Origin of the sequence: Streptomyces sp. NBC_00376, assembly GCF_036077095.1 — a bacterium.
Lineage (GTDB): Bacteria > Actinomycetota > Actinomycetes > Streptomycetales > Streptomycetaceae > Streptomyces.
The window spans coordinates 1,322,331-1,335,510 of the sequence record NZ_CP107960.1 but is presented as its reverse complement, the minus strand read 5'-3'; the positions used below and the strand labels follow the sequence as shown (position 1 = coordinate 1,335,510).

13 protein-coding genes are annotated in these 13,180 nt (G+C 72.1%); 7 read left to right on the top strand and 6 right to left on the bottom strand.

Features of this window, described 5'->3' with window-relative positions; all coding sequences use genetic code 11:
• The 3 genes from OG842_RS06110 to OG842_RS06100 are packed head-to-tail and all read left to right on the top strand — an operon-like array spanning position 1 to position 4,099.
• Entirely contained in the window at positions 1–783 is a 783-nt protein-coding gene (locus OG842_RS06110; protein ID WP_266728160.1) for an ABC transporter ATP-binding protein, read from the top strand.
• Positions 780–1,811 (top strand): aliphatic sulfonate ABC transporter substrate-binding protein, encoded by a 1,032-nt coding sequence (locus OG842_RS06105; protein WP_266728158.1) that lies wholly within the window; start codon positions 780–782, stop codon positions 1,809–1,811. The genes OG842_RS06110 and OG842_RS06105 overlap by 4 nt, the downstream gene beginning before the upstream one ends.
• A complete protein-coding gene (locus OG842_RS06100) occupies positions 1,808–4,099 on the top strand; it encodes a DUF4838 domain-containing protein (RefSeq protein WP_266728156.1) in 2,292 nt (763 codons plus the stop codon). Before OG842_RS06105 ends, OG842_RS06100 begins: the two co-directional genes overlap by 4 nt.
• Before the next feature lie 83 nt (positions 4,100–4,182).
• Here OG842_RS06100 and OG842_RS06095 read toward each other — a convergent pair whose 3' ends face one another.
• The 3 genes from OG842_RS06095 to OG842_RS06085 all read right to left on the bottom strand — a co-directional run bounded on the left by OG842_RS06095 (position 4,183) and on the right by OG842_RS06085 (position 5,997).
• On the bottom strand, positions 4,183–4,809 hold the full coding sequence (locus OG842_RS06095; RefSeq protein ID WP_401876991.1) for a DUF305 domain-containing protein: 627 nt from the start codon (positions 4,807–4,809) through the stop codon (positions 4,183–4,185).
• Between the two features lie 26 nt (positions 4,810–4,835).
• Positions 4,836–5,486, bottom strand: coding sequence for a DUF3105 domain-containing protein (locus tag OG842_RS06090; RefSeq protein WP_266728152.1), 651 nt, complete (start codon positions 5,484–5,486; stop codon positions 4,836–4,838).
• A gap of 88 nt (positions 5,487–5,574) precedes the next feature.
• Positions 5,575–5,997 carry a hypothetical protein gene (locus OG842_RS06085; protein WP_266728150.1) on the bottom strand — a complete coding sequence of 141 codons (423 nt, stop codon included), beginning with the start codon at positions 5,995–5,997 and terminating at the stop codon, positions 5,575–5,577.
• A gap of 94 nt (positions 5,998–6,091) precedes the next feature.
• Here OG842_RS06085 and OG842_RS06080 point away from each other — a divergent pair, with 94 nt between their 5' ends.
• Positions 6,092–6,361, top strand: coding sequence for a hypothetical protein (locus OG842_RS06080; protein ID WP_266728148.1), 270 nt, complete (start codon positions 6,092–6,094; stop codon positions 6,359–6,361).
• Positions 6,362–6,474: 113 nt separating this feature from the next.
• The gene (locus OG842_RS06075) at positions 6,475–7,083 is read left to right on the top strand and encodes a GNAT family N-acetyltransferase (protein ID WP_266728146.1); all 609 of its coding nucleotides are present in this window, start codon (positions 6,475–6,477) and stop codon (positions 7,081–7,083) included.
• 53 nt (positions 7,084–7,136) lie between these two features.
• Here OG842_RS06075 and OG842_RS06070 read toward each other — a convergent pair whose 3' ends face one another.
• Positions 7,137–8,663, bottom strand: a complete 1,527-nt coding sequence (locus OG842_RS06070; protein WP_266728144.1) for an APC family permease — start codon at positions 8,661–8,663, stop codon at positions 7,137–7,139.
• 227 nt (positions 8,664–8,890) lie between these two features.
• Between OG842_RS06070 and OG842_RS06065 the strand changes: the two genes are divergently transcribed.
• Positions 8,891–9,631: a GntR family transcriptional regulator gene (locus OG842_RS06065; RefSeq protein ID WP_266728142.1), complete on the top strand. Its 741-nt coding sequence runs from the start codon at positions 8,891–8,893 to the stop codon at positions 9,629–9,631.
• A 56-nt stretch (positions 9,632–9,687) separates the two neighbouring features.
• Positions 9,688–10,893 carry an amidohydrolase gene (locus OG842_RS06060; RefSeq protein WP_266728140.1) on the top strand — a complete coding sequence of 402 codons (1,206 nt, stop codon included), beginning with the start codon at positions 9,688–9,690 and terminating at the stop codon, positions 10,891–10,893.
• A gap of 30 nt (positions 10,894–10,923) precedes the next feature.
• Here OG842_RS06060 and pcaB read toward each other — a convergent pair whose 3' ends face one another.
• Positions 10,924–12,285 (bottom strand): 3-carboxy-cis,cis-muconate cycloisomerase, encoded by a 1,362-nt coding sequence (gene pcaB / locus OG842_RS06055; RefSeq protein WP_266728138.1) that lies wholly within the window; start codon positions 12,283–12,285, stop codon positions 10,924–10,926.
• A 45-nt stretch (positions 12,286–12,330) separates the two neighbouring features.
• The gene (locus OG842_RS06050) at positions 12,331–13,098 is read right to left on the bottom strand and encodes a VOC family protein (RefSeq protein WP_266728136.1); all 768 of its coding nucleotides are present in this window, start codon (positions 13,096–13,098) and stop codon (positions 12,331–12,333) included.
• Between the last annotated feature and the right edge of the window lie 82 nt (positions 13,099–13,180).

Here is a 13,180-nt window from a genome sequence, read left to right as displayed (position 1 = left end):
ATGCCCACCATCAACTTCCACGAGGTGTCCAGGGGCTTCACCGTCAAGGACGGCGAGTTCCTGGCCCTGGACCGGGTCGGACTGGACATCGAGGACGGCGAGTTCGTCACCGTCGTCGGCCCGTCCGGCTGCGGCAAGAGCACCCTGATGAACATCGCGGCCGGTCTCCTGGACGCGACCGGCGGCGAGGTCACCGTCGACGGCGTCCCCGTCCGCGGACCGGCCCCCGAACGCGGCGTCATCTTCCAGCAGTACGCGCTCTTCCCCTGGATGACCGTCACCGCCAACGTCGAGTACGGACTGAAGGTCGCCGGAGTCGGCAAGGCCGAACGCCGCCGCCGGGCCCAGGAGGTCATCGAACTCGTCGGCCTCACCGACTTCGCCGACGCCCTGCCCAAAACCCTCTCCGGCGGCATGAAGCAGCGCTGCGCCATCGCCCGCGCCTACGCCGTCGACCCGAAGGTCCTCCTCATGGACGAACCCTTCGGCGCGCTCGACTCACTGACCCGGGTCCGGATGCAGGAATCCCTGCTCGACACGTGGAGCCGCGACCGGCGCACCGTCATGTTCATCACCCACGACGTCGACGAGGCGGTCTTCCTGGCCAACCGGGTCGTCGTGATGGCCGCCCGTCCGGGCCGCATCCACACGGTCATCCCCGTCACGCTGCCCTACCCGCGCACCGAGGAACACCGCCTCTCGCCCGAGTTCGCAGCGCTGCGCGCGCAGGTCTGGCATGCCGTCCACCGTCAGCCCGCTCCCCTCGAAGGAACAGCGTCGTGAAGAAATCCCGGTTCATCGGCCGCCGCACGGCAGGTCTCCTCCTCGCCCTCGCCATCATCCCCGCCGCCACCGGATGCGGCGGCGACTCGTCCGCCGGCTCCTCGGGCGGTGACAGCAACAAGGTCCGCTTCGGCTACATCGCCGACTACAGCGGCTCGGCGGCGCTCGCCGTCGCCCAGAAGCAGGGTCTGTGGAAGAAGGCGGGCATCACCCCCGAGCTGAAGGTCTTCACCAACGGCCCGCTCCAGGTCCAGGCACTGGGCTCCGGCGACCTGGACTTCGGCTACGTCGGTCCGGGCGCGCTCTGGCTCCCCGCCTCCGGCCGCGCCTCGATCGTCTCCGTCAACATGCTGGGACTCGCCGACCGGGTCATCGCCCGGCCGGGCTCAGGCATCGACAGGCCCGCCGACCTCAAGGGCAAGAAGATCGCCGTCGCCGAAGGCACCTCCGGCGACATGATCCTCGACCTGGCGCTGCGCGAGGCCGGGTTGGAGCAGAGCGACGTCACCAAGGTCGCCATGGACGCCTCGACCGTCGTCACGGCCTTCTCCTCCGGCCAGGTGGACGCGGCCGCCACCTGGTACCCGCTGATCGACACGATGAAGAAGAAGGTCCCCGATCTCAAGGAGATCAGCCGGACCGAGGACTACTACCCCGAGCTGACCTTCCCGAACGTCTTCGTCACCCAGCCGAAGCTGGCCTCCGGAAACCCGGAACTCGTCAAGAAGGTGACCGGGGTCCTCAAGGCGGCCGGCGACTGGATCGCCGCACACCCACAGGAGTCGGAGACCGTCGCCGCCGACTTCCTCGAACTGCCCGCCGGTCAGCTCAAGGGGTCCACGAAGTACGTGAAGATCCTCCCGTCCGCCGAGCTGACGAAGCTCAGCCAGGACGGCACGGTCGACGGCTGGTTCGACGGACTCGCCGATGTCTTCGTCCGGATGAAGAAGCTGCCCGAAGCAGGCAGGGCCAAGGACTACTACCTCGCAGACCTGTACGCCACAGCCGGAAAGGCGGACCACTCATGAACGACCCGAGCGCCACGGACGACGGATACGCCTCCCGCCACCTGAACACCATGAGCGCGCCCGGACGGCGGGGATTCCTCGCCGGAGCCGCGGGCCTCGCCGGTGCGGCCGTGCTCCCCTGGACCACCGCCACCGAAGCCGCGGCGGCCGCGCCCGCCACCGCGACCGCCCTCCGTGTCGTCACGGGCGGACGCGCCCGTGCCACGGTGCTGTGGTGGGGAGCGGGCAGCGCCCGGTTCGCCGCCACCGAACTGCGGGACTACGTCCAGCGGATCACCGGTGTCCGGCTGCCGCTGCGAGCCGCGAACGCCCCCGGCACCGCCGTTCCCGAAGGCATCACCGGCCTGGTGAGCCTCGCCCCGGGCACCGGCCGGGAGACCACGGTCCCCGCGAGCCGGCTCGCCGACGCCGGCCGGGAACTCTCCGGCTCCCCCGAGGACTCCTTCACCCTCCTCGGCGACCACACCCACCTGCTGCTGACCGGGATCGGCGACCGGGCACCGCTCTACGCCGTCTACGCGCTCCTGGAACGGCTCGGCGTACGGTTCTTCGCCCCGTCCTTTCCCGCGTACGAGGGCCACGCCGAACAGATCCCCAGCACCCCGGCCCTCACCCTCCCGCCCGTGCGCAGCACCGACCGGCCCGACTGGCAGCTGCGCCGGCAGTACGCCGAGGAGGGCTTCAGCCACACGGAAGCCAGCCTGCCGCCGCTGCTCGACTGGATGGCGAAGAACCGGCTCAACACCTTCGTCCATCCGACCGACTACCTGGGCCTCGGCGTCACCACGTACGACAAGGTGCGGACCGTCCTCACCCGCGAGGCCACCAAGCGCGGCATCCGCATCGAGACCGGCGGTCACGGCTACGACAGCTTCCTGCCGAAGGCCGACCACCCGCAGTACTACGAGTCCGGCGGGCCGCTCTTCGACATCTACAACCCCGAGGCGCTCGACGCCTACATCGACCGCGTCGTCACCTTCCTGCGGGACCGACCCGAGATCACCGTCTTCGACTGCTGGCCCCCGGACGTCGGCGCGTTCCAGAAGGCGATCCTCGACCGGTACGGCAAACCCGCCAACGCCGAATCGGTGGTCGTCAACAAGCTCGTCCAGGTCTTGCGGGAGGAGCTGCCCGGTGTCCGGGTCGAACGGATCGCGTACGCGTCCACCGTCCGGCCGCCCGATCCGGAGTACGCCTGCGACCCCGAGGTCATCGTCGACTTCGCCCCGTACTCCCGCAACTACGACGGGAATCTCGGCGACCCCGCTGTGAAGGCCAACACCGGGCTCGCCGACGCGCTGCGCGAGTGGCGGTCCGCGTTCCGCGGTTCGCTGGTGATGTACGAGTACTACCGGCGCTACCGCTGGCGCAGCCTGCCGGTGCGTCCGATCGCCACGATCGAGGGCGACGTCGCCTTCGAGTCCCGGCTCGGCCTGAACGGCATGGGCATGTACAGCGAACCGGGCGACTGGATCACGTACGAACCCGTCCAGAGTCTCGTCGCCGCACTGGCCTGGGACAACAGCCTGGACGCGGACGCGTATCTCGACGGCTACCTGCTGGCGCGCTTCGGCGAGGAGACCTTCACCGCGATACGTCGCTACTACGACCTGACCGGTCTCGACCCCGACACCCACGCGGTCACCCGGCTCACCGACAACTACACGCAGGCCCGCGACGCGCTCCGGGAGGCCACCGGCCTGGCGAAGGACGCCGCGGCCCGCACGGTGCTGGACCGGCTGACCCGCAACATCGACATCGCGCTGGCCGACATGCGCATCGGCCTGGCACCGGCGAACAGCGCCGAACTCGCCGCGGCCCGCCGGGAGTACCGGGCGCTCGTGCACCGCAACCGGTTCAACGGCGTCTGCCTGCCCAACGTGCAGGCCTGGTGGCGCTGGAACGGCCCGGCGGGGCAGACGCCGTACGACGATGCCACGGTCCGTCAGGAAGTCGTCGACAGCTACGCCGCCCCCGCCGCCGGATTCGGTGACCCGGGATTCCTCGCGCTGGCACGGGACGGTGATGCCGCGGCCCTCGTCGTCGAGGCACAGGACGTCGACTTCACCGGTCACACCGTCCAGTGGACGGCGACCGCGCCCGACGGCGTGGTGCTGGAACCGGCGAGCGGCACGCTGAAGGTGCACGGCACCCGGGGTGCGGCCGCCACGGTGACGGTGCGCGCCACGGCCGGGGCGGCGACCGGAGCCCAGCGGATCACGCTGGACTTCCGGCTGCCGGACGGGACCGAGCTGGTCCCCGCACGGGTGGAGGTCGCCGTGTCATGACCGGGGCCGGCCCGTTCGAGGCGGAGGAGCCCGCCGCGAACGGGCCGGCCGCGCGGGGTGCGGGAAGCGGGAAGGTCCGGCGCTCAGGCCTTCGAGCCGCGCTCCTTGAGCATGTCCGCCATGAGCGCCATCTCCGACTGCTGGCCGCGCACCATGCCCGCCGCCAGGTTCCTGATCTCATCCGTGTCCGCCGAGGTGGCCGCAGCCGCGGCCATCTCCACACCGGCCTGGTGGTGCGGGGTCATCAGCTTCAGGTACAGCACTTCGGCTGCCCTGCCCTTCGCCGCCCGCAGCTCGTCGAGTTCGGTGTTGGTCGCCATGCCGGGCATCAGCGAACCGTCGCCCCTCGGGGTGAAGGGGTGGTTCATCCACTTCATGGGCACGGCCGAGGAGGACTTCGCCCGGCCCCACATCTCCAGCCAGCCGAGCATCATGCCCCGCTGATTGGCCTGCGTGTTGATGATGTCGTAGGCGAGCCGGCGCACCGCCTCGTCGGACGTGCGGTCCCGGACGATGAACGACATCTCGACCGCCTGCTGATGGTGGATCGACATGTCACGGGCGAACCCGACATCGACCGAGGTGTCCGAGGGTGCGGTCGCGGCGGAACCCTCGGCGGAGGGGGAGCCCGCCGACGAGGACGGCCGTACGAGCATGAGCGCGACCAGGGCCGCCGCCAGCAGCAGCACCACGCCGCCGGCCAGCATCATCGGGCGCGAGGAGCGGACCGAGGACGTCACTGGGCGACTCCGCCCGTGCAGGCCGCGCCCGGCTCCGGGGTCTGCGGGCCCTGCACGTACTTGGTGAAGAACTGATCGACGCGCGCGTCGGCGGCGCCGTTCACCGTGACCTGCTTGCCCCAGGCGCTGAGCATGAGCGGGTCGGCCTGGTCCTCTACCGGGCTCATCAGGGAGTACGGCGTCGCCTTGACCCGCTCGCGGAGCTTCTCGATGTCGGCCGGCTTCGCCTTGCTCGTGTACGTGACCCAGACCGCGCCGTGCTCCAGGGAGTGGACGGCGTTCTCCTTCGGTATCGCCTTGGTGTAGACGTCGGCGTTGCAGTTCATCCAGATCGGGTTGTGATCGCCGCCGACCGGCGGGTTCATCGGGTAGCCGACCTTCTTGTCGACGTGGTTCTGGGTGAGCTTGTCCCAGGTCCGCTCGCCCTTCACCGGAGAGGACTTGGCCTCGGTCTCGGCCTTGTCCTTGTCGTTGGCGGCGGACATCAGATAGCCGCCGCCCGCGACGAGCGCGGCGACCACGGCGACGGACGCGGTGATCGTGATGATGCGATTGCGCCGCTCACGGGCCCGTTCCTTGCGGCGGGCCTCCTCCAGCTTGGCGCGGCGTGCGGCGGCAGAGGTGTTCTGTTGCTTGGCGGATGCCATGAGGGGGGTCCTTCGGTTCAACGGAAGTGAGGGAGCTGAGGGCATGCGGAGTCCGTTCCCCGGGTGTCGCGGGGAACGGGGCCTGCCTCTAGATCCGCTGAACCTGCAGACGGAGATGGTCGACTTCCCGCACGGCGTCGTTGGACGGGCCGCGGATCGCGGCGGCGCCGGTGAGCGGGGCGACAGGAACGGTGACGGTCGTGCCGGGGAGGGCGGCGGGTGCGCTCTGGCCGGGCAGCACGACCGGGGTCGAGTGCTCGGAGCTTCCGTGGCAGGAGCTGCCCATGCCCCGGTCCTCGGGGGAGTCGGCCACCACGATGCGCGCGAGCGCCTGGTGCGTGGGCGTGATGGTCCGGGCGACGGCCGTCGGCTCGGCGGCCGAGGCGTGCGCGGCCGGGGCCGTGATCGAGCAGCACGAGACCATGGCGAAGAGCACGAACAGCCAGCCGAACACGGCCGACGCGCAGGTGCCCTGCGTCCGTCGGCGCGTCGCTTCGCTCAGCCCGGTCATCCCGTCATCGTACGCGGTGTGTGAAGTTTCAAAGAGGGGTGGGAGGGGGCGGACCGGGCGGATGTCGTACGGGTGCCCCCTCGCACGATCGTCCGTGCAAGGGGGCACCCGGGGCAGCGGGACGTCACGGGGCGGAGCCCACCTCGGCCCCGGGCAGGGCTCCTCCACCGGTTCCGCCCGCGGCTTCTCCTCCCTCGGCCCGAGCCGGCCGAACACGGCCGCGAGGACCACCGCGGCCAGCGCCCCGGCGGTCACGCCGCTGCCGAAGACCGTGCGGACCCAAACCGGCAGCCCCGCGTGCATCTCCGCCGCGAAGACCGGCATCGCCGACCACATACGGGCGACCGACGAGCAGGCCGGCTGACGGACGGGCCGACGGGCGGGCAGGTCGGCTGACGGGCAGGCAGACCGGGCGGGTACGGGCCGACCGGCGCGCGAACGGCCGCGACGGCTTCCGCCCCGTGCCATGATGCGCCCATGCCGTACTTGGTGCCGCCCCACATTCCCCCGGGTCGCCTCGCGGACTCCGCCCAACCGGCTCTCGCCGTCGCCGACGACCTGCTTCTGCGGCCGTGGCGGTGCGCGGACGCCCCGTCGGTCGTCGCCGCCTTCTCCGATCCGGCTATCCAGCGCTGGCACATGCGCCGGGCCGACAGCGAGGACGAGGCGCGCGGCTGGATCGAGCAGTGGCAGAAGGCCTGGCACGGCGAGACCGCGGCCCACTGGGCCGTCGTGCGTCCCCAGGGGGCGGGTGACGGAATCGGGGAAGTCCTCGGCCGGATCTCGCTCCGCTCACTGATCCCGGAGGGCGGCCAGGCGGAATGCGCCTACTGGGTGCTGCCGGCCGCCCGCGGACGGGGCGTGGCGCCGCGGGCCGTCTCGGCGCTCGCGCGCTGGGCGTTCGACGAGATCGGGTTCGAGCGGCTGGAGATTGAGCACTCCGTGCTGAACGAGGCGTCCTGCCGGGTGGCGGCCAAGACGGGGTTCGCCCTGGAGGGCACCCGGCGCCACTCCCAGCTGCACGCCGACGGCTGGCACGACATGCATCTGCACGCCAGGCTCCGCGGGGACGACGCGAAGGGCTGACCGCGGCCGGGGCGGTGCACGCCGTTCGCGTCGTCCCCGCCGAGCCGCGCCGCTCAGTCCCGTTCCACGTCCACCTCGGTGAGCCGCGCGTACCGTCCGGGGTCGGCGCGCCTGATGCGCAGCGCCACCACGGCCCCGGCCACGAGCACCACCGGCAGCGGCAGCAGCAGCGCCACATTGACCGCACCCGTGCGCCCGGTGAGCAGGTCGAAGTGGAGTATCGCGAGCACCGACAGGAGCGCGAGACCCACGAAGGCGATCAGCGGTGCGACCGCGACCCGCCAGACCGACATGCCACGCCGCTCCCGGCGGAAGAAGAAGCAGACGGCGAGCGCGGCCAGCGCCTGCATGATCATGATGCCGAGCACGCCGGTGCTGTTGGTCCACAGGAAGATCTCGGCGTACGGATCCGCGTCGATCAGGGCACCGCCCACGACGATCACCAGGCCGAAGACGGTCTGCACGACGACCGCCGCCACCGGTGAGCCCTGCCGGGGCGACACCCGGCCCAGCCGGCGCGGCAGCAGACCCTCGCGGCCCAGGGCGTAGAGGTAGCGGGCCGCGGCGTTGTGGAAGGCGAGGGTCGCGGCGAACGCGCTGACCACGATCAGCACATGCATGGAGTCGGCGAGCCACGGGCCGACGAACCGGTCGGCCGCGTGGAACGTCAGCTGCGGGCCGTCCGAGGAGCGGGCCATCGAGACCGACTCGTCCGTGCCGAAGCTGCCCATCAGGATCCACACCCCGGCGGCGTAGAACAGCGCCAGGAATCCGATCGCGACAAAGGTGGCACGGGGCACCGTGCGCTCCGGGTCACGTGCCTCCTCGGCGTAGATCGCGGTCGCCTCGAAGCCCGTGAACGCGCCGATGACCAGGACGAACATCCCCGCCATGCCGCCCGAGGAGGTCAGCACGGACGGGTCGAAGGACGTGACGTCCAGGGCGGCGGTCCCCCGGTCCGCCAGCACCCCGACGTCCATCACCAGCAGCACCAGGACCTCCAGGACCAGCGCCACCCCCAGCACCTTCGCGCTCAGTGTGACCCGCAGCCAGCCCAGTACCCCGGTGCCCAGCACGCAGATCGTCGCCAGCGGCCACCAGGGCAGTTCCGCACCGGTGAGATCGCTCAGGGTCGTCGAGGCGAAGTAGCCGAACCCGGCGGCGACACCGGGGGCGATGAGGTTGTACGAAAGCGTCGCCAGGTAGGCCGTGGCGACACCGAGCGTACGGCCGAGCCCTCGGGCCACGTACGCGTAGAAGGCCCCGGCGTTGCGCACGTAGCGGCTCATCGCGGTGAACCCGGCGGCGAAGAGCACCAGCAGCGCACCGGAGACCAGATAGCCGAGCGGGGTGCCCGGACCGCCGATCCCGATGGCGAACGGTGCGACACCGGCCAGCACGGTCAGCGGTGCGGCCGCCGCGACGACGAAGAAGACCAGATCGAAGGTGCCGATCTGCCCCTTGGCGAGGCTTCCGGACGGACCGCCGGAAGGCGGGGCGGTATCCCGGAGGGCCTCGGGGGCCGAGGCGGGGGAGGCGGGGGAGGCGGGCGGCGGGACGGCCGTCGAGGGTTGCGTCATCGGTGGTTCCTCAGGTGCGAACGGGCGGCTGGACGCCGAAGGCGATGCCTGCTCCAGGCATGGGTCGGCGGAAAAGACCAGTTCAGGGCGGCCGGATTGGGCGCGGCGCTCAAGCTATCTGGTATACCGAATACCAAGCAAGGGGGTACGGAAGGTTTCCGGAATCTGCGATGATCGCGGCACGGGAGCCGGAAAGAGACCGGCTCCGACGGGCAGGAAGCGAGTCCATGAGCAGCAGCCGAACCGCCGGCCCCATCGCCACCGGCACCATCGGTGCGGCACATCAGTCGCTGCGCGACCAGGTCTATGTGGAACTGCGCGAGCGGATCATCGACGGCCGCTACCCCTCCGGGCACCGGGTCGTCGAGCGGGAACTCGCGGACGAGCTGGGCGTGTCCCGTATCCCTGTACGGGAGGCGATCCAGCGGCTGGAGACCGAGGGGTTCATCGCGGCGCAGGCGCGCAAGGGCGCGTTCGTCGCCCCGCTCGGCCCGGCCGAGGCCGCGGACTTCTTCGACATCCGGGAACACCTGGAGGCGCTGGCGGCCGCGCTGGCCGCCCAGCGCGCCGACCGGGCCGGCCTGCGCACCCTGGAGAAGCTGCTGGAACGGGCCCGCCGCGCCGCCGACTCCTCCCGCCGGACCCGCGAACTGGGCTCGGTCCATGCCGACTTCCATCAGCAGATCGTCGTCATGTCCGGCAATCCGCTGCTCCAGGGCCTGATGGCACCGCTCGACGGGCGGCTGCGCCGCCTGTTCAGCCTCACCTCCGAGCCGGGCGACGGTCCCATGATGTGCGGGGAGCACGAACTGCTCTACGAGGCGATCCGCAGCGGTGACGCCGAGGCGGCGGAACGTATCGCCCGCCGTCATGTGGCCGGGACGCGCGAGACCGCGATGCAGATGCTCGCCGCCGGCACGGCCCCTGTTGCCGAACCCGCGGATCCCGGCCCCCGGCGCCGGCCCTGACCCGGACGACCGACCCGCGCACCACGTCACGCACCACCGAAGGAGACCACCGCCCCATGGCGACGCCCGCCCCCGCCCGCCCCCATGTCCTCTTCACCGCCGTCCGCTGCGCCGACGGGCGCATCCGTGACCTGCTGGTCTCCGAGGGCCGGATCGCCGCGTACGACCCCGCGGAGCTGCCCGACGGCTGCGCGACCGTGGACGCCCGGGGAGCCCTCGCCCTGCCCTCGCCCGTCGACGCGCACATCCACCCCGACAAGTCGACCTGGGGCGGGCCCTGGCTGAGCCGTGAACCTGCCGAAACGCTCCGGGACCTGATCGAGGGCGACGTACGGGCCAGGACCGCCTTCACGGATCCGGTGGCGGAGCGGGTCGGGGCCCTCATGGACCGGGCCATCGCCCGTGGCACCCGCGCCATGCGGGCCCATGTGGATGTCGCCCCCGTCCACGGCCTGTCCGGAGTGCATGGAGTGCGGGCGGCGGCCGATGCCCGCAAGGACCTCATCGACGTCCAGATCGTCGCCTTCCCCCAGCTCGGTCTGTTGAGCGAGCCCGGCACCGCCGAACTGATGGAGCAGGCCCTGTCCGAGGGCGCCGATGTGGTCGGCGGCCTCGATCCGATCGGCATCGACGGTGACATGGAGGGCCAGTTGGACTTCGTGTTCGGGCTGGCCGCCCGCAAGGGCGTACCGCTCGACATCCATCTGCACGACGGCGGACCGGCAGGCATCCGCCAGGTCACCGAGATCGCCCGGCGTACCGTCGCGGCGGGGATGCAGGGACATGTCACCCTCGGCCACGCCTTCGCTGTCGCCGAGCTGGACGGCGCCGGGAACGAGTCCGTCGCCGCGCTGTTGGCCGGGGCCGGTGTCTCCCTGGTCACGTGCGCGCTGGGCGGTGACCCCGTCCTGGACCCCGCGCGGCTCACCCCGCACGGTGTGCGGCTTGCCGTCGGCTCGGACGGTGTGCGCGATGCGTGGACGCCGTTCGGTGACGGCGACATGATCGCGCGGGCCCATCTGCTCGCGTACCGCACGGATGCCCGCACCGATGCCGAACTCGCCGCCTGCTACGAGGCGGTGGCGCAGGGCGGCGCCGCCCTGCTCGGACTGCCCGCCTCCCGGCTGGAGACCGGCGACCCGGCCGACTTCGTCCTGGTGGCCGCGGGGTCGCTGCCCGAGGCCGTGGTGGACCGCCCGGTCCCGTCCCTGGTCGTACGCGAGGGCCGAATCATCGCCCGCGAGGGCCGGCTGGTCCGGTGAGCGCGGGGTTCGGCGCGGCGACGGGGCCGGTCAGCCGCGATCGAGCGCGCGATCGGTGAGGGCACCCGCGCAGCCGGTGTAGCGGGCGGGGTCGGTCAGTTCGCCCAGGTCGAGACCGGCGAGTTCGGGCTCCTCGTCGAGCACGTCGGCGAGGACGTCGGACAGGTCCGTGGTCTCCGCGCGGGCCCGGTCGGCGGCGCCGGCCAGAACCTCCTGGGCGCGCTTGCGGCCGATCCGTTCGGCGAACACGGCGGCCAGCCGTTCCGAGACGATCAGCCCGTCGGTGAGCTGGAGATTCTCCCGCATGGCGTACGGGACGACGCGCAGGGCCCCGGTGAGTTCGGCGGCGCAGCGCGCGGCCCCGCCGACGAGCCGCAGCAGCTCGCGCAGCGGCTCCCACTCGGCGTGCCAAGCCCCGGCCGGCCGCTCGTCCTCGGCGGCGAGCGATCCGTACAGCGTCGCCGCCAGCCCCGGGGCGCGACGGGCGGCCGCCGCGATCAGCGTGGCGTGCACCGGACCGGCCAGGTGCGCCATGGCGGACGAGTCGTCGCCCTGCCCCTCGGCGACCTCACCGATCTCGGTCCGGGAAAGGCTGAGCACATCGGCCGCCGTCTTGCCGAGCGCACCCGCGGTGAAGGCGAGCGCGCCCGCCAGGTCCGCGATCGGGGTGCGCAGGGTGTGCCACGGCAACAGCGGTTCGGCCAGGCCGAGTTCGCTCGCGAACGCCTGGATCAGGGGCAGTCCCGGATCGATCGCGTCGATGTCCTCGCTGGGCGCGTACGCCTCGAAGGCGGCCAGCGTTCCCGCCACGCCGCCGAGTTGAACGGGAAGCGACTCCCGTACGGCCGCGAGGCGGTCCCTCGCGTCGAGGATCAGCGCCCGCCACCCCGCCGCCTTGAGCCCGAAGGTGGTCGGCACGGCGTGCTGGGTGAGGGTCCGGGCGGCCATCGGGGTGTTGCGGTGCACGGTGGCGAGCCGGGCCACCGCGTCCGCGGTCCGCGCCAGGTCGTCCAGGAGCGGAGCCAGGGTGCGTGCGGCGACCAGCATGGCGGCGGTGTCGAGGATGTCCTGGCTGGCCGCGCCCCGGTGCACGAACGGCCGGTTGTCCGGCGACACGGCGGCGACGAGGTCCATGACCAGCGGGATGACCGGATCGCCGCCCGCGCGTGCGCGCAGCGCCAGATCCCGTACGTCGAACCGGCCGGTGTCGGCCGCCGCGGCCGTCACCGCCTGCCCCGCCCCCGCGGGGGCGAGCCCGCACTCGGACTGGGCACGGGTGAGCGCCGCCTCGGCGTCGAGCATCGCCTGCAGGAAGGCGCTGTCGCCGGTGGCCGTCTCGGCGGGGAAGCCGGCCCGCCCGGGGGCGAGCAGTCCGGCATCGCTCTCGTACATCGACTCAACTCCAGAAGACCCCGGCCATGATCCGCAGGACAGACCCTAGCCTTCGCCGCCCATCCGGTGGATGCCGAACACCGCACCCTGCGGGTCCCGCACGACCGCGATCCGCGGCCCGTCGGGGATGTCGGTCGGCGGCATCAGCAGTTCGCCGCCCGCACCCTGGGCCGTGGCGGCCGTCGCGTCGACATCCGCCACGGCGAAGTACGGCAGCCAGTTCGGCGGTGCCTCCGGCGGGAACCGGTCGTCCATGACCAGCATCCCGCCGAAGTCCTCACCGGCCACGCCCCACTGCGTGTACCGGTCCGACGCGGCGTTCACCGTCCACCCGAAGACCGCGGGGTAGAAAGCGAGGGCCGGGTCGGCCTCGCGGGTGACGAGCTCGACCCAGCCGAGCGCGCCGGGGTCGTTCAGCCGCTCGGCACCGGCGAAGGCGCGCCCCTGCCACAGCGAGAACACCGCACCGGACGGATCGGCGACCACCGCGAACCTGCCCTGGTCGAACACGTCCATCGGGCCGACCAGGAGCGAGCCGCCCGCCGACTTCACCCGCTCGACGGTGCCGTCCGTGTCGTCCGTGGCGAAGGAGACCGTCCAGGCGGTCGGCTGACCGGGCTGGTAGACCGGGCTGAGCGCGGCCACGCGTGCGTCGCCGAGGTGCGCCATCGTGTAGCCGCCCGCCTCCTCGCGCGGGTCGGTCTCCGGGCGCCAGCCGAAGAGTGCCGTGTAGAACGACTTGGCTGCTGGGATGTCGGGGGTACTCAGCTCGACCCAGCAGGGGCCGCCGGTCACCGGTTCGGTGAGCTTCATTCGGTTCCTCCGTGGCTGCGTGGACACGCACGTGGGCCTGCGGCTGCCGGTCCTCGCGCAGTTGAACGCTATGGCCTCGGGC